The organism is Kitasatospora sp. NBC_01250, assembly GCF_036226465.1.
Taxonomy (GTDB): Bacteria; Actinomycetota; Actinomycetes; order Streptomycetales; family Streptomycetaceae; genus Kitasatospora.
In genome coordinates, this window is record NZ_CP108476.1 from 4,876,397 (window position 1) to 4,892,520 (window position 16,124).

General features: G+C 73.8%; 14 protein-coding genes and 1 pseudogene. 9 read left to right on the plus strand and 6 right to left on the minus strand.

Annotated features, from left to right (window positions below):
* Window positions 1-81: 81 nt before the first annotated feature.
* The gene (locus OG500_RS20380; protein ID WP_327068088.1) at window positions 82-492 is read right to left on the minus strand and encodes a carboxymuconolactone decarboxylase family protein; all 411 of its coding nucleotides are present in this window, start codon (window positions 490-492) and stop codon (window positions 82-84) included.
* 209 nt (window positions 493-701) lie between these two features.
* Here OG500_RS20380 and OG500_RS20385 point away from each other — a divergent pair, with 209 nt between their 5' ends.
* Window positions 702-1,937, plus strand: a complete 1,236-nt coding sequence (locus tag OG500_RS20385) for an MFS transporter (RefSeq protein ID WP_329582244.1) — start codon at window positions 702-704, stop codon at window positions 1,935-1,937.
* A 95-nt stretch (window positions 1,938-2,032) separates the two neighbouring features.
* Here the strand turns inward: OG500_RS20385 and OG500_RS20390 are convergent, their stop codons facing one another.
* Window positions 2,033-2,965, minus strand: coding sequence for an NADP-dependent oxidoreductase (locus OG500_RS20390; RefSeq protein WP_327068090.1), 933 nt, complete (start codon window positions 2,963-2,965; stop codon window positions 2,033-2,035).
* A gap of 389 nt (window positions 2,966-3,354) precedes the next feature.
* Between OG500_RS20390 and OG500_RS20395 the strand changes: the two genes are divergently transcribed.
* Together OG500_RS20395 and OG500_RS20400 are read left to right on the plus strand one after the other, a co-directional pair.
* Window positions 3,355-3,786, plus strand: coding sequence for a GNAT family N-acetyltransferase (locus OG500_RS20395; protein ID WP_327068092.1), 432 nt, complete (start codon window positions 3,355-3,357; stop codon window positions 3,784-3,786).
* 54 nt (window positions 3,787-3,840) lie between these two features.
* Window positions 3,841-4,224: a YrdB family protein gene (locus OG500_RS20400; RefSeq protein ID WP_329582247.1), complete on the plus strand. Its 384-nt coding sequence runs from the start codon at window positions 3,841-3,843 to the stop codon at window positions 4,222-4,224.
* A gap of 7 nt (window positions 4,225-4,231) precedes the next feature.
* Here the strand turns inward: OG500_RS20400 and OG500_RS20405 are convergent, their stop codons facing one another.
* Window positions 4,232-5,443: a metallophosphoesterase gene (locus OG500_RS20405; RefSeq protein WP_327068094.1), complete on the minus strand. Its 1,212-nt coding sequence runs from the start codon at window positions 5,441-5,443 to the stop codon at window positions 4,232-4,234.
* A 106-nt stretch (window positions 5,444-5,549) separates the two neighbouring features.
* Window positions 5,550-6,707, minus strand: a complete 1,158-nt coding sequence (locus tag OG500_RS20410; protein ID WP_327068095.1) for a LacI family DNA-binding transcriptional regulator — start codon at window positions 6,705-6,707, stop codon at window positions 5,550-5,552.
* Window positions 6,708-7,071: 364 nt separating this feature from the next.
* Here OG500_RS20410 and hisC point away from each other — a divergent pair, with 364 nt between their 5' ends.
* Complete coding sequence (hisC, locus tag OG500_RS20415; RefSeq protein ID WP_327068096.1) at window positions 7,072-8,160, plus strand: histidinol-phosphate transaminase; 1,089 nt, start codon at window positions 7,072-7,074, stop codon at window positions 8,158-8,160.
* Window positions 8,161-8,389: 229 nt separating this feature from the next.
* On the opposite strand, the pseudogene pdxR reads toward hisC, so the two are convergent.
* Window positions 8,390-9,625, minus strand: a pseudogene (pdxR, locus tag OG500_RS38210) (MocR-like pyridoxine biosynthesis transcription factor PdxR); the annotation flags it as partial.
* A gap of 25 nt (window positions 9,626-9,650) precedes the next feature.
* A complete protein-coding gene (locus tag OG500_RS20425; protein ID WP_327068098.1) occupies window positions 9,651-10,046 on the minus strand; it encodes a VOC family protein in 396 nt (131 codons plus the stop codon).
* Between the two features lie 333 nt (window positions 10,047-10,379).
* On the opposite strand from OG500_RS20425, the gene OG500_RS20430 reads away from it, so the two are divergent.
* The 5 genes from OG500_RS20430 to OG500_RS20450 all read left to right on the plus strand — a co-directional run bounded on the left by OG500_RS20430 (window position 10,380) and on the right by OG500_RS20450 (window position 15,910).
* Window positions 10,380-12,065, plus strand: a complete 1,686-nt coding sequence (locus tag OG500_RS20430; protein WP_329582255.1) for a biotin/lipoyl-binding protein — start codon at window positions 10,380-10,382, stop codon at window positions 12,063-12,065.
* Window positions 12,065-12,979: an ABC transporter ATP-binding protein gene (locus OG500_RS20435; RefSeq protein WP_327068100.1), complete on the plus strand. Its 915-nt coding sequence runs from the start codon at window positions 12,065-12,067 to the stop codon at window positions 12,977-12,979. Before OG500_RS20430 ends, OG500_RS20435 begins: the two co-directional genes overlap by 1 nt.
* A gap of 11 nt (window positions 12,980-12,990) precedes the next feature.
* Window positions 12,991-14,184: an ABC transporter permease gene (locus OG500_RS20440; protein WP_327068101.1), complete on the plus strand. Its 1,194-nt coding sequence runs from the start codon at window positions 12,991-12,993 to the stop codon at window positions 14,182-14,184.
* A 72-nt stretch (window positions 14,185-14,256) separates the two neighbouring features.
* A complete protein-coding gene (locus tag OG500_RS20445; RefSeq protein ID WP_329582259.1) occupies window positions 14,257-15,009 on the plus strand; it encodes a hypothetical protein in 753 nt (250 codons plus the stop codon).
* 202 nt (window positions 15,010-15,211) lie between these two features.
* Complete coding sequence (locus OG500_RS20450; protein WP_327068104.1) at window positions 15,212-15,910, plus strand: VC0807 family protein; 699 nt, start codon at window positions 15,212-15,214, stop codon at window positions 15,908-15,910.
* The last annotated feature ends 214 nt before the right edge of the window (window positions 15,911-16,124 follow it).

A 16,124-nucleotide genomic window follows, 5' to 3' on the forward strand; every position in this document is an offset into this window, starting at 1 on the left:
TGGAATTCCCCTTGGGGGTCGGCCGCCGAGTCCGAAAGGAGTATCGAACTGCCTCTCGGCCTCGGGGCCGCGGCCCCGTTCTCAGCCGGGCAGCGCGCCGGCCTCGACCAGCGCCCTGCGGGCCACCGCGAGCGCGTTGAGGGTGCGCGGGACACCGGCGTAGAGGGCGACCTGCATCAGCGCCTCCAGCACCTCGGCGACGGTGGCGCCGGCCCGGATCGCGCCGGCCGTGTGGAAGGCCAGCTGCGGCTCGGCGTTGCCAAGCGCGGCCAGCATGCTGATCGTGGTCAGTTCCCGGGTGCGCAGGTCCAGCGCCGGGCGGCTCATCAGGGTGCCGAGCCCGTGCTGGATGTGCGCACCGAGCGCGGGGGCGAAGTCGGCCAGCGACTCCCAGGGCGCCGCGACCCCCGGTGCGGCGAGGCGGGCGAACACCTCGGCGGCGGCGTCGGCGATCTGCTCCTGAGGGGCGGTTTCGGGGGCTGCCGTGGTCATGGCTCTCCTCATGGCGAACGGGCCCTTTTACGGGCCGTGCGGAGTGGAATGCGTCCACGGTAGGCACGGAATTCCAGGAAGCCGCGAACAATCGGCCCAAGGGAGCGCCCGGATACCTCCATGGGGGTATGGCGCTGCCTCCGAGGTGCCACCCCTGCTGCCCCCGTGGAGCGATGCCGGAAAGAGGGGCGCGGGGCTAATTTCACGGCATGACCATCACTCAGGAAACAGTGCGGCCCGCTGCGGCGGTCCCGGCGGCCGGCGGCGGAATATCCTCGCGGCTCGCCACCATCTGCGCGGTGACAGCCGGCTTCTCGGCCGCCAACATCTACTACGCCCAGCCGCTGCTGACCGCGATCGGCTCGACCTTCCACGTCGGCAGCGCCGCCGTCTCCCTGGTGGTCACGGCCGGCACGGTCGGCTTCACCCTCGGCATGGCCACCCTCGTCCCGCTCGGCGATCTGATGGACCGCCGGCGCCTGGCCGTCACCCTGCTGTCGATCGTCGCCCTCTTCCAGCTGGTCGCCGCGGGCGCCCCCTCGCTGGCGGTGCTGATCGGCGCCGCCCTGGTGGTGGCCACCGCCTCGGTGGTCTCCCCGCTGATGGTCGCCTTCGCCGCGACGCTGTCGGCCCCCGAGGACCGGGGTCGGGTGACCGGCAAGGTGATGAGCGGCGTGCTGATCGGCATCCTGCTCGCCCGTACCGCGGGCGGTCTGCTCTCCAGCGCGGCCGGCTGGCGCTCGGTCTACCTGGTCTCGGCGGTGCTGGTGCTCGGTCTGGCCGTGCTGCTCCGGCGGGTGCTGCCGATCGCCCGCGGCGAGGCGCAGATCAGCTACCCCAAGCTGCTCGCCTCGGTGCCGAAGCTGCTCGTCGAGGAGCCCACCCTGCGGCTGCGCAGCGCCTTCGGCTTCGTCTCGCTGGCCGGCTTCAACGCCCTGTGGACCTCGATCGCGTTCCTGCTGGCCGGTGCCCCGTACCACTACGGCACCGCGCTGATCGGCCTGTTCGGCCTGGTGGGCGCGGTGGGCGCGATCGCCGCCCGGATCACCGGACGCGCCGCCGACCGCCGGCTCGACCGGCCCGCCACGGCGGGCCTGCTGGCCCTGGTGCTGATCAGCTGGGGCCTGATGGCGCTGCACGGCGGCGGCTGGCTCTGGGCGCTCGTCGCGGGCGTGGTGCTGCTCGACTTCGGCGTGCAGGGCATGCAGGTGATGAACCTGGCGATCATCTACCGGCTGCGTCCCGAGGTCCGCTCCCGGCTGACCACCGCCTACATGACCATCTACTTCCTCGGCGGCGCGGCGGGTTCGGCCGCCTCCGGCACGGCCTACGCGCTCTGGGGCTGGGACGGCGTCTGCGCGGTGGGCGCGGGCCTGGCGGGCGTGGCGCTGGTGATCAGCCTGGTGGAGGCGGTGATCGGGCGGCGGACGGCGGTCGCCGACTGAGCATCACCGGCACCGAAGGGCCTGGCCCACCATCCCGGTGGGGCAGGCCCTTCGTCGTTCCCGCCAAGGGGGCGGTGCTCAACGCGGCACGGCGCTCAGGGCACCAGGACGATCTTCCCGGTGGTGTGCCCCGTCGCGACCAACTCGTGCGCGCGCCAGGCCTGTTCCAGTGGCAGCGCGTGCTCCACGTGGCTGCGCAGCAGGCCGCGCTCGACCAGGTCGGCGAGCGCCTCCAGGCCCACCGGGTCCGGCTCGACGGAGATGCCGGTGAAGCGCTTGCCGTCCTGCTCGGCCGCCGCTTCGAGGGCGCGGTCGCCGCGGCCGACGGCGGAGAAGAGCAGGCCGCCGGGGCGCAGGGTGCGCAGCGAGCGGTAGGGGTAGTCGCCGCCGATGGTCTCGTAGACCAGGTCGACGTCCTTGACCCGCTCGGCGAAGTCCTCGGTGCGGTAGTCGATCAGCTCGTCGGCGCCGAACTCGCGCAGCAGCGCGTGCTTGGGCGCGCTCGCGGTGCCGATCACGTACGCGCCACGGGCCTTGGCGATCTGCAGCGCGAACAGGCCGACGCCGCCGGCGATCCCGTGGATCAGCACCCGGTCGCCGGGCTGCACGTCGGCCACGTCCACCAGGCCCTGCCAGGCGGTCAGGCCGGCCAGCGGGACGGCGGCGGCCTCCACGTGGCTCAGGCTCGGCGGCTTGAGCGCGAAGTGCCGTGAGGGGGCGGCGACGTACTCCGCGTAGGCGTTGGCGGCACGCGGGAAGAACGGCATGCCGTAGACCTCGTCGCCGACCTTGAACCGGTTCACGCCGGGGACCACCTCGGTGACTACGCCGGAGACGTCCCAGCCCAGCGTGAACGGCGGCTGGCCGAGCAGCGCGAAGCCGCCGGAGCGGATGATGGTCTCCACCGGGTTGACCCCGGCCGCCTTGACCTCGACCACGATCTCGGTGGGCAGCGGCGTGGGCTTCGGCACCTCGGCGAGTTCGAGGACCTCGGGGCCGCCGAAGCGGTGCTGGACGATGGCGCGCATGGCAATTCCTCTCGGGGAGCAGCGGTGGGTAGCTCGACCGGAGCACACGGTAGTCAGAATGCCCCCACCCCACATGCCCCATTCGTAGCGATATCCGTGTCACCAAAGAGGCATCCCACCACCGGAAGAAAACCGGCGGACCGTCGTCCGGGCGCTCTGTCACGGTCGAGGCCGACGGCCCGGCCGCGGGCCTGTGGTGCGACCCGGCGCGGCCACCTGCTGGGCCTGCCGGCGGCTCACGACTGACACCTGCCGACGGCGGCGAAGGCGCTCGGCATCGGCGAAGCGGCGCTCGGGCTGCGGCTGGAGGCGGCCGGCTTCGGGCTGCTGCTGCGCCAGGACGTGCTCGATGGCTGCCGCCGGCGCGCCCGTGCGTAGGCTGGTGTGCCATGGAGTTGATCGTCTGTGATGTGGCGCCCGGTCAGGTGGAGCTGGAGCGGGACGTCGCGCCGCTGATCCGGCTGCTGCGCCCCGGCCTCGGGCGCGGGGAGTTCGCCGCCTACGCCGCGGAGGCGCACGCCCAGGGCCTGGTCTTCACGGCCGCCTACGACCAGCGCGGGCGCTGCCTGGCGGTGGCGGCGCACCGGGTGCTGGCCACCAGCCGGGGGCGGCTGCTCTTCGTGGACGACCTGGTCACCGACCCGGACGTGCGCTCCGGCGGGGTCGGGTCGCACCTGCTGGCCCAGCTGGCGGAGCGGGCCAAACAGGCCGGCTGCGTGCGCCTGGAGCTGGACTCGGGGGTGGCCAACCACGGCGCGCACCGCTTCTACCACGGGCGGCGGATGTCGATCGTGGCCTTCCACTTCGCCCACGAGCTCTGACCGGCGGCGTCGCGCGCCTGGCCGGATCCGTGCGAAGGGCCCTAGGGTACGCGCATGCAGCTGCCGACTCCCGCGCGTGCCGCCAACGAGACCCTGGCGTTCCTGATCGAGCTGCTCGCCCTCGGCTCGCTCGCCTGGTGGGGCGCCCGGACGGGGCCGAACCTCGCCGTGCACCTGCTGCTGGCCATCGGCGCCCCGCTGCTGGCGGCCGTCCTGTGGGGCCGCTACGCCGCCCCCAGGGCCGCGGTGAAGCTGCCGCTGCCGGGCGTGCTGGCGGTCAAGGCGCTGGTCTTCGCCTGCGGGGCGGCGGCCCTGGCAGTGGTGGCCGGCCGGCCGTGGGGCCTGGCCTTCGCCCTGCTCGCGCTGGCGAACACGGCGCTGGCCACGGCCGACCGGCGCAGCTCCGAGTGGATCGGGAAGCTGGACAAGCGGAACTGACGGGAGGTCAGTCCACCGGCAGCCGGGCCACCAGCAGCCGGCCCTCCATGGTCACCCCGCCGTCCATCGCCACGGCCAGCTCGTCCGCGTAGATGTAGGGCCCGGGCACGTACGGCCGCTCGCCGCTGTCCGAGTTCGCCTCGCCGGTCAGGTACGGGATCGGGCTGTGCCCGTGCACCACCCGGTGGCCGCCGTAGGTGCCCAGCAGCTCGCCGGCCGCCAGCGGGCCGCCCGGGCCGCGGAAGGCGAACCGCTTGGTGAACCGGCGGAAGGCGTCCCACCACTCGTCCGCGCCCTCGTCCGCGAGCAGGTCGTGGACGGCGTCGTTCACCTCGTCGATCGAGTTGCCGAACTCCAGGTACGCGGTGGTGTCCGAGTGCAGCAGCAGGTGGCCGTCCTCCAGCGCGATCGCCGGCAGCCGGGAGAGCCAGCTGATGTGGTGGCCCTGCAGCCGCTCCAGGTCGTGCTGCTGGCCGCCGTTGAGCAGCCAGGCGGCGCGGAACGAGGCGGTGCCGGCGGTGGACTGCACCGGCTCGTCGCCGTAGCGGTGGGCGCCCAGGAAGAGCAGTTCGTGATTGCCCATCAGGGCCCGGCAGTAGCCGCCGGCCGCGGCCGCCTCGGCGGCCAGCTGCATGACCAGGTCGATCACGCCGATGCCGTCGGGGCCGCGGTCGGTGAAGTCGCCGAGGAACCAGACCCGCGAGCGCCCGGCCGACCAGTGGCCGTCCGCGTCCACCAGGCCCTGCTGGTGCAGCGCCGCGAGCAGCTCGTCCAGGTACCCGTGCACGTCGCCGACCACGTAGAGCGGGCCGATCGGGCCCGGGTCGGCGGCCGGGGGCTGGTACGGCGTCGCGTACGGGTTCTCCTCGGTGATCGGCGGCCCCAGCTCGATGGTCGGCGGGTCGTCCTGGGCGGGGGCGTGCGCCGCCTCGCCACCCCGCTCGGCGGCCATGAAGGCGGCGTAGGCCGGTCCCTGCCCGCCGCCCGGTCCCTCGCCGTGGCCCGACACCGGCCAGTGCTGCTCCAGGTAGCGCGCACCGCCGTACCCGCTGTACGTGGCGTCCGGCCCGCCCGGGCTCGGTTCACCGGGCGAATCCTGGTACTCCGCGGGGGGGTTGGGCTCGAAGTACGAGCCGTACGGCAGCACGTCGAGGTCCTGCTGCGGGCGGGGGCCTGACTGGGGCAGCTCAGGCCCGGGGAAGCGGTCCTCGGGTGTCATCCGCCCATCATAGGAAGAGCCCTCTCCCGTCGTCCTCACCCGGTCGGTATCCAATCCTCGCGCAGGCGGCTGCCGTCGCCGCCATCGGGGTGCCGGCCGACCGGGTTCAGACCTCGCCGGGCGCGCGCGGCGGGCTGACGGTCGTTCGGGGACTGCGCCGTTGCGAGGAGGCCCGCACGATCAACTCGGTGGGCATCAGGGTGCCCGGCGGCGGTCCGGTGCCGGCGGTGCGGTAGCGGGGCGGGAAGAGCCGGGCGATGTCGACGCCGGTGCCCGAGTCGACCCCCTCGATCGCGTCGATCAGCAGGTTGACGACGGTGGTGCCGATCCGGCGCGGCTTGAGCGACAGGGTGGTGATCGGCGGCTCGGTGCCCGCGTAGACGTCGCTCTCGCTGCAGCAGACCAGCAGCAGGTCCTCGGGCACCCGCAGGCCGTAGCGGCGGGCGGCGGCCAGCAGGTCGGTGCCGTTGGGGTCGAAGAGCCCGTAGACGGCGTCCGGGCGGTCGGGGCGGGCCAGCAGCCGGTCGGCGGCCACCGCCCCGGCGGCCGGGTCGTGCGCGGGGTAGGTCTCGTAGACCGGCTCCTGGCCGACCCGGTCGCACCAGCCGAGGTAGGCGTCGGTGGAGAGCCGGGTGTAGGTGTCGGTGCTGGTGCCGGTGAGCAGGCCGATCCGGCGCGCGCCCGCCTCGCTGAGGTGGTCCAGGATGCCCAGCACGGCGGCCTCGTGGTCGTTGTCCACCCAGGCGGTGACCGGGCAGTTGCCCGGCTTGCCGTCGCTCACCACCGGGACGCCGGACCGGTAGAGCTCGCTGACCAGCGGATCCTGGTCGGCGGGGTCGATCACCACGGTGCCGTCCAGCGCCACGTTGCTCCACACGTCGTGCCGGGAGGAGGCGGGCAGCACCACCAGCGCGTAGCCGCGGCCGAGGGCGGCGCTGGTGGCGGCCCTGGCCATCTCGGCGAAGTAGGCGAACTCGGTGAAGGTGAAGGGTTCCTCGCCGTAGGTGGTGACGGTCAGGCCGATCAGGCCGGACCGGCCGGTGCGCAGCGTGCGGGCGGCGGCGGACGGCCGGTAGCCGAGGCGCTCGGCGACCTCGCGCACCCGGCTGCGGGTTTCGTCGGGCAGACGGCCCTTCCCGTTCAGGGCGTCCGAGACGGTGGTGATCGACACTCCGGCGGCTGCTGCCACATCCCGGATGCCGGCCCGTTCCAGACGTCGTGAGGTAGGGGGTCGCCGACCGCTCTGATTGGCTGCTGCTGTCATGGCGGACCGATCGTATGGTGCGTCAGCTCGTCGCTGAACCACGGCGGATCGGCTCGCCGGAGCGGTCAGAAGATACGTTTCTCCATGTCCGCCGCTCGTCTCACTCCTTGGATCAGTGGTCTGATTTCGGCCGATTACCTCTGACATGTGCCATAGGAACGAGGCACAATGGCTGATCCGCAGTGGTGACCTGGCCGGACAACTCACCCGCACGGGTGAGCGCGCTCGGTATCGTTCTGGGCACCCGACCGGGGACAGGAGTCCGCGCACGCGACCGGCGCGCAACCGAGCGCCGGGGGCGCGCGGGCGGCGACGGGCGTGCCCCACCAGGCAGTCCCGGACAGTGACGAAGGAGAGCACCACCGTGAGCGGTACGGCAGCGCAGGGCCCGCGGCTTCGGCCGAGCCTCGACGGTATCCCCACCTACAAGCCCGGCAAGCCCGCCGGCGCCGACGCGTTCAAGCTGTCCTCCAACGAGAACCCCTACGAGCCGCTGCCCGGCGTGCTGGAGGCCGCGCTGGCCGCCGCCGGCTCGTTCAACCGCTACCCCGACATGGCCGTCACCGAGCTGACCGGCGAGCTGGCGCAGCGCTTCGACGTGCCCGCCGAGCACATTTCCACCGGCCCCGGCTCGGTGGGCGTGGCCCAGTCGCTGGTCTCGGCCACGGCCGGCCCCGGCGACGAGGTGATCTTCGCCTGGCGCTCCTTCGAGGCCTACCCGATCATCGTCCAGGTGGCCGGGGCCACCCCGGTGCCGGTCCCGCTGACCGCCACCGAGGAGCACGACCTCGACGCGATGCTCGCCGCGATCACCCCGCGGACCCGGCTGATCTTCGTCTGCAACCCGAACAACCCGACCGGCGCCGCGATCCACACCGCCGAGCTGGAGCGGTTCCTGGACGCCGTGCCGAGCGACATCCTGGTCGTGATCGACGAGGCCTACCGCGAGTTCATCCGCGACGAGCGGATCCCGGACGGCGTCGAGCTCTACCGGGAGCGGCCCAACGTCGCGGTGCTGCGCACCTTCTCCAAGGCGTACGGCCTGGCCGGCCTGCGGGTCGGCTTCGCCATCGCGCACGAGGACGTGGCCACCGCGCTGCGCAAGACCGCCCTGCCGTTCGGTGTCAGCCAGCTCGCCCAGGACGCGGCGGTCGCCTCGCTGCGCGCCGAGGACGCGCTGATGGTGCGGGTCGAGGCGCTGGTCGGCGAGCGCACCCGGGTGCTGGCGGCGCTGACCGCCCAGGGCTGGCCGGTGGTGGACTCGCAGGCCAACTTCGTCTGGCTGCGCCTGGGCGAGCAGACCCTGGACTTCGCCGCGACCTGCGCGGCGGCCGGCGTGATCGTGCGGCCGTTCCCGGGCGAGGGCGTGCGGGTGACGATCGGCGAGGTGGCGGGCAACGACCTGTTCCTCGCGGCGGCGGAGGCGTTCCGCAAGGAGCTGCTCGCGGGCTGAGGCCCCGCCGAGCCCCCGGGCTGCGGGGCCGGCCGGCGCGCCGGTCAGCCCCGCAGCAGCTCCGCCAGCACCGCGAGGCCGTCGGCCAGCGCGGACCGGCCGGGGGTGGCGTAGCTGACCACCAGCGCGGGGGCGGCCGGTGCCGGGTCCACCCGCAGCGCCGCCTCCTGCGCGCCGAGTGCCGCCCGCCGCGCACCAGCACCCGGCGCCGGGCCGCCTCGCGCACCAGCGCCTGCTCGTCCACGCCCGCCGGCAGCCGCAGGTAGGCCTGCAGCCCGCCTTCGCCCGCCCCGGCGCCGGTGAGCCCGCCGAGCCCCGCGAACGCCTCGCGCACCAGCGTCCGCCGCTCGGCCAGTTCCGTGCCGAGCCGGCGCAGGTGCCGGTCCAGGCCGCCGGTGTCCAGGAACCGGGCCAGGGTCAGCTGTTCCAGCCCCGAGCAGCCCAGGTCCCAGCCCACCCGGACGCCCTCCAGCTCGCCCATCAGCTGCGGCGGCCCGGCCAGCCAGCCCAGCCGCAGCGCCGGGGCCAGCGTCTTGCTGGTGGTGCCCGCGTGGACCACCCGGTCCGGGTCCAGCGACTGGAGCGCCGGGCGGCGCCGTCCGGCGGGTTGGAAGGCGCCGTCGAAGTCGTCCTCGATCACCAGGCCGCCGGCCCGTGCGGCCCAGTCGACGAGCTCGGCCCGGCGCCGGTCGCTCAGCGGGACGGCGGTGGGGAACTGGTTGCCGGGCGTGACCAGCACCGCCCGGGCGCCGCTGCGCGCCAGCGCGTCCACCCGCAGGCCCTCGCCGTCCACCGGGATGCCCAGCACGGCCAGTCCCGAGCTGCGGATGAAGTCGCGCTGGCCGGGGTGGCTCGGGTCCTCCACCGCGACGCGGTCCAGGCCGCGCGCCTTCAGCACCTGGCAGAGCAGCGCGAGCCCCTGGGCGAAACCGCTGGTCACCATCACGTCCGTCGCCGCCACCCGCACCCCGCGCACCCGGCCCAGGTGGCCCGCCAGGACCTGGCGCAGCAGCGGGTGGCCCGCTGTCGGCCCGTAGCCGAGCCCGCTCGCGTCCGCCTGCCGGATCACCGCGGCGGCGCAGCGCAGCCAGTCCCGGTGCGGGAAGGAGCGCACCGCGCCGGTGCCGGTGCGCAGGTCGCACAGGGCCGGATCGGCCGCCGGTGGCGGGCCGGGAGCGGTGAGCGCGGAGCGGGTCTCGGCCCGCAGTTGCCGGGGCGGTGCGGCGACCCGGCTGCCGGAGCCCTGGCGGGTGGTCAGGTAGCCCTCGGCGGTCAGCTGCGCGTAGGCCTCCACCAGGACGCTGCGCGAGACGCCGAGGTCGGCGCAGAGGCTGCGGCTGGACGGCAGCCGGGTTCCCGGGCGCAGCGTGCCGTCACTGATCGCCTGCCGGATCCCGTCGCGCACCTGGGCGGCCAGCGGGCGCCCGCAGTCGCGGTCGAGGGTCAGTGCGAGCTGCCAGGACATCGCGGCCCTCCTTCGTCGCGGGTGCTCAGTGCCCGGTGGCCGCCCGCTCGGCCGCGCTGCGCAGGACGCACAGCTCGTTGCCCTCGGGGTCGGCCAGCACGGCCCAGCCGGTGCCGTCGGGGTTGCGGCGGTCGTCGAGCAGGGTGGCGCCGAGGGCGAGCAGGCGGGCGACCTCCTCGTCGCGGCTGCGGTCCGTGGGCTGCAGGTCCAGGTGGATCCGGTTCTTCACGGTCTTGCCTTCGGGGACGGGCAGGAAGAGCAGGTTGCCCGCGTCCGTCCCGTCGAGCGGCGCCAGCAGGTACTCCGGCTCGCTCTCGGTGCCGTCGTTGACCACCGGCCGGCCGGTCACCTGCTGCCAGAAGGCGGCCACGGCCGCGGGGTCGGCGCAGTCGAAGGTGATGCTGCGGACGAGGGATGACAAGGCGGGCTCCTGTTCGCCGACGGGGGCTGCCCGTCATCATGGCAGACCGTCAACTCGCCGCCCGGGCCACGGGCGTTCGAGGTCTGCTAGCGTCCTGTCATCGGGTCGCTGCGGAACGCAGTGGGCCGCGGTGGGCGCGCGGCCGGGGCGGCGTGAACGCGCCGCCCGAGATGGCTGGGAAGTTCCTGGGGATTGCATTGAGGGCGATCTGAGAATGCCCTGCCTTATGCCCCTTTTGTCGCTGTCTGACGTGATCGCCGGGCACGCCTGCCCCAGCGTCCCCCCAGGTGGCGCCCAGTCCTTCGCAAGAGCACCCGGCGACGCTTGTGCGTCATGAAGGTCCTCCCGCGACGGCGTGGCGCCGTCCTCGTCAACTCAGTGCTCGGTGTGGCCCTCCTGGCGGGGGGCGCCCTGGCGTACACCACCGTGAACAGCTCCAGCAGCGCCGCGGCCGGCAAGCCCGCTGCCAGGACGGCCACCGTGACCAAGGGAACGGTCCTGGCCACGGTGTCCGGATCCGGCAGCCTCTCCTCGCCCACCGACGCCGGCGAGAACTTCGTCACCGGGGGCAGGCTGACCGCGGTCAAGGTGTCGGTCGGCGACACGGTGACCCAGGGCGAGGTGCTGGCCACCGTCGACACCACGGCCGCCCAGCAGGCGCTGGACGCCGCGAACGGCGCGCTGACCGAGGCGCAGGCCGCGCTGGCCTCGGCCCAGGCCAACCTGACGAAGGCCCAGGCGGGGACCACCACGACCACCACCGTGCCGGTCGGCAGCACCGGCGCCGCCCTCCAGTCCGCGTGGATCCAGGCGGTTCCGAGCGCCTCGGCCTCCGGCAGCCCGGCGGCGACCCCGTCGCCGAGCGCGGCCCCCAGCACCTCCGCCTCGCACGGCAGCGGCGGCCACAGCGGCTCGACCGCGGTCCCGGCCTCGCCGATCAGCAGCACGGACAACTCCGGCACCGGCAACACGGGCGCCTCCGGCGGCGGCAGCACGGACAACTCCGGTGGCGGCGGCAACTCCGGTGGCAGCAACTCCGGCAGCGGCGGCTCCGGCGACAGCAGCGGCAACTCCCGCGTCCCGGCCCCGCAGACCACCACCATCACCACCACCAAGGTCGACCCCGCCGCCGTGGCCCAGGCCCAGCAGCAGGTCACCCAGGCCCAGCAGCAGGTGGCCACCGCGCAGATCAACGTCACCAACGCGCAGACGGCGCTGTCCGGCACCACGCTGACCGCCTCGGTCGGCGGCACGGTCGCCTCGATCTCCAACAAGGTCGGCGACACCGTCTCGGGCACCGGTGCGAGCACCGACTCCAGCGGTGGCGCGGGCGGCTCGTCCAGCTCCGGATCGAGCAGCAGCAAGACCAGCTCCACCTCGACCAGTTCGGGACCCAGCGGCTTCATCGTCATCACCAACCCGACCGGCATGCAGGTCACCGCCGACTTCTCCGAGCTCGACTCGCTGAAGCTGAAGAAGGGCGAGGGGGCCACGGTCACGCTCAACGCGCAGTCCTCCACCGTCCTCAACGCCTCGGTGCTGTCGGTCAGTTCGCTCCCGGTCTCGAGCGGCAGCAGCTCCGGCGCGGCCGGCAGCGCGGTCCAGTACGCCGCGGTGCTGCAGATCGACGGCGACACCAGCTCGCTGCGCACCGGCATGAGCGCCACCGTCGCAGTGGTCACCGGTGAGGCGGACAGCGCGCTCTCGGTGCCGGCCGCGGCGCTCTCCGGCACCGGCACCACGCGCACCGCGACGGTGGTCAAGCCGGACGGCACCACCTCGCGGGTCTCCGTGACGGTCGGCGTGGTGGGCGACTCCACCGTGCAGGTGCTCTCCGGCCTCAACGCGGGCGACAAGGTGCAGCTGGCCTCCGCGACCAGCGGCGGCAGCAACGGCTTCCCGAGCGGCTCCTTCCCGGGCGGTGCCGGCGGCGGCACCCGCGGTGGCGGTGGCGGGGGCCTCGGCGGTGGCGCCGGCGGCTTCGGCGGCGGTGGCGGCGGCGCCCGGGGCGGTGCCTGATGGGTCGCCGTTCTCGCTCCCACGCCGCCGGTGCGCAGGCACCGGCCGGCGGGGACGCCGCAGCCGGGGCGGGCCCGCAGGCGCCGCCCCCGGTCATCCAGGTCCGTCACCTCACCAAGTCCTACGGCCACGGCGACGCGACGGTGCACGCCCTGCGCGGCCCCGACGACCCGCAGACCGGGCAGCCGGCCGGGGTCAGCCTGGACATCGACCAGGGTGACTTCGTCGCGGTGATGGGCAGTTCGGGCTCCGGCAAGTCGACCCTGATGAACATCCTCGGCTGCCTGGACATCCCGACCGGCGGGCGCTACCTGCTGGACGGCACCGACGTCGGCCACCTGGACGAGAACCAGCTCTCGCTGGTCCGCAACCGCAAGATCGGCTTCATCTTCCAGTCGTTCAACCTGGTGCCGCGCACCACCGCGCTGGCCCAGGTCGAACTCCCGCTCGCCTACGCGGGCGTGAAGGCCTCCGAGCGGCGCAAGCGCGCGCTGGCCGCACTCGCCCTGGTGGGCCTGTCCGGCCGGGCCGACCACAAGCCCAACCAGTTGTCCGGCGGTCAGCAGCAGCGTGTGGCCGTGGCCCGCGCGCTGGTCACCGCGCCGGCGATGCTGCTGGCCGACGAGCCCACCGGCAACCTGGACAGCCGCTCCACCGAAGAGGTACTGACCATCATCGACGGACTGAACGCCACCGGCCGGACGGTCGTGCTGATCACCCACGAGGACGAGGTGGCCGAGCACGCCAAGCGCGTCCTGCGCCTGGTGGACGGCCAGATCATCTCCGACGTGCGGCAGGGCCCGGTGGTCGGTCCGCCGCCGGTGCTGGCCCGCCAGCTCGCCGGCCGCTCCGTCGCCGGGCATCCCGGCGGCGGCCACAGCGGCCCGGCCGCGCTGATCGGAGGCCGGCCGTGATCGTCTGGCAGATGATTCGCTTCGCCTGCGCGGGCCTGGCCGCCAACAAGGTGCGCTCCGCGCTCACCATGCTCGGCGTGCTGATCGGTGTCGCCTCGGTGATCCTGCTGCTCGCGGTCGGCAACGGCTCCTCGGCCGCGGTGAAGAACTCGATCACCTCGCTCGGCACCAACTCGCTGACCGTCACCTCGGGCACCAGCGGCGGTGCCCGGACCGCGGGCACGGTCAAGAAGCTCACCGTGGACGACGCCCGCGCGCTGGCCGACCCGAGCGCGGCGCCCGACATCAAGTCGGTCGCCCCGGTGGTCACCACCACCGCCACCGCCGACTACGGCGACATCTCGTACACCCCGGGCTCGGTGATCGGCACCTACCCGGCGTACTTCGAGACCGCCAACGAGAAGATCGCCTCCGGCGACTACTTCAGCAACGACGACGTGCTCAACTCGAGCAAGGTCGCGGTGATCGGCTCCACCACCGCGCAGCAGCTGTTCGACAACGTGAACCCGGTCGGCAGGACGATCACCCTCGGCGGCACCCCGCTGACCGTGGTCGGCGTGCTGCAGACCAAGGGCGCCACCGGGTTCACCGACCCGGACGACGTGGTGATCGCGCCGCTGCCGACCGTGCAGAACGCCTTCACCGGCTTCAGCTCGGTCAGCCAGATCCTGGTGCAGGCCACCTCGGCCGACACCACCACCCAGGCGCAGAGCGAGATCACCCAGATCCTGATGGGGACGCACTCGCTGACCGACCCCACCAAGCTCGACTTCCGGGTGAGCAACCAGACCTCGCTGCTCACCGCCCGGGAGAGCACCAGCCAGACCTTCACCGTGCTGCTCGGTGCGGTGGCCGCGATCTCGCTGCTGGTCGGCGGGATCGGGATCACCAACATCATGCTGGTCACGGTGACCGAGCGGACCCGGGAGATCGGCATCCGCAAGGCCCTGGGCGCGCCCAAGGCCGTGATCCTGGGCCAGTTCCTCGCCGAGTCGACCCTGCTCTCGGTGCTGGGTGCCGGGCTCGGGGTGGCGGTGGGCCTGTTCGGCTCGCACTTCAGCGTGGTCGGGATCAAGCCGGTGGTGATCCCCTCCTCGGTGCTGGGCGCCTTCGGCATCGCCGTGGCGATCGGCCTGTTCTTCGGCAGCTACCCGGCCAACCGGGCCGCCTCGCTGCGCCCCATCGACGCCCTGCGGCACGAGTGAGCCCGCGATGGACATCGGTCCAGACGGATCCGTCATGATCACCCAGCGACACGACCGGGAGCAGTAGAGCCCATGCCTACCAACAACAGTGACCTGGTCCGGGCCGACGATACGGTCCGGCTGCCCGCCGCGGTGCCCTCGGCAGCCCCCTCGGCCGGCGCCGGCGGCGCCCTCGCCGGCGAGGCCGCGGCGCACGCCGAGCTGCTCGCCACCGCACCCGACGCGCGCGACATCACGGCGGAGCTGGCGGCCCCGCCGCGGCGCAAGCTGCCCTGGGTGACCCTGCTGCTGGCCGGCGGGGTGCTCGCGGCGGCGGCCTTCACCGGGGGCGCCTGGTACCAGAAGAACCACGGCAACAACACCACCAGCACCAGCCGTGCGATCACCGCGGCCATCCAGAAGGCCGGCCAGAGCGGTGCGGCCGGCCGCCGGGGCGCGAGTGCGGGCGGCGGTGGCGCCGCGGGCGGTGCGGGCGGTGCGGGCGGTGGCGGCGGCGCGGCCGGCGGGGCCGGCTTCACCCGGGGCACGGTCAAGCTGGTGGACGGCAGCACCGTCTACCTGACCGACGCCAGCGGCAACATCGTGAAGGTGACCACCGGCAGCTCCACCAAGGTCTCGGTGACCCAGGACGGCCAGGTCGGCCAGCTGCAGCCCGGCCAGAGCGTGACCGTGGTCGGCACCCCGGACGGCAACGGCGGCTACGCGGCCACCCAGCTGACCGAGGGCGGCGCGGCGGGCGGTGCCGGTGGCGGCGGTTTCGGTGGCGGCTTCGGCGGTGGCGGTGCAGGCGGCGGTGCCGGTGGCGGTGCGGCCCAGGGCGGGTGAGCCGCCCGCGGCCGGGCCGCGCGTCGGTGACCACCGCGGTGCACGGCCCGGCCGGGAGAGCGCTCCCGGCCGGGCCGTCGGCGTTGCGGCCGCAGCCCAGCGCTGCCGGGGGATAGGCGGAGCCCCCGGTGATCAGCCAGAATGTCCGGCGGCCCGGATGTTGATCACCGGGCCGCCGTAGCTCGTACCCGGGGGAACACACGTGTCCAGTACCACTTCGCCGCCCGCCCCTGCCCGCAAGCAGAAGGCCGCGGCCGTCGGCTGGCTGCTCAGCATCGGTCTCAACGTCGTGGCGCCGATCCTGATCTACAACCAGGCGCACGCCCACGGCGCCGGCGACTTCACCGCGATCCTGCTCTCCGGCCTGGGCCCGCTCGTCGACATCGCCGTCTACCTGGCCTGGCACCGCCGGGCCGACGAGTTCGCGATCGTCTCGCTGATCTTCCTGGCGCTCAGCGGCATCGCCGCCCTGGTCGGCCCGCACGACGCCAAGCTGCTGCTGGCCAAGGACTCGCTGGTGACCGGCCTGTTCGGGCTGGTCTGCCTGGCCTCGCTGGCCGCCGCCCGGCCGCTGATGTTCTACTTCGGCCGCAAGTTCGCCACCGACGGCACCCCGGAGCAGGTGGCCTGGTGGAACGGCCTGTGGCAGTTCGAGGGCTTCCGCCGGGTGCAGCGCAACCTGACGATCGGCTGGGGCACCGGCTACCTGGTCGAGGCCGCGGTGCGGGTGGTCTGCGTCTACTCGCTCTCCAACGGGCAGGCCGTCACTGTCAACAACATCCTTCCGTACGCGTTCACCGCCGGGCTGGTCTTCTGGACGATGAGCTATGCCCGCCGGGCCCAGGCCCGTGGCCGCGCGGCCGGTGCGCCCGTGGCCCCGGAGGGTGCGGCAGCGGCCTGAGGTCCGTGTGCCCCGCGGATGAAGGGGGCACACAGCCTTCATACGTCTCTCATCTAGCGCGCGTAGCCTCCCGGGACCATCATCTGATCGGCCGACAAACCCAGAACCCGGGAGGCGGACCCCGTGACGATTACAGGGACTGTGACCACAGGCGCGGTGCCCAGCTCGATGGCCCCCTCGATGGCTCCCCCGACGGCTCCGCCCGGCTCCGGTG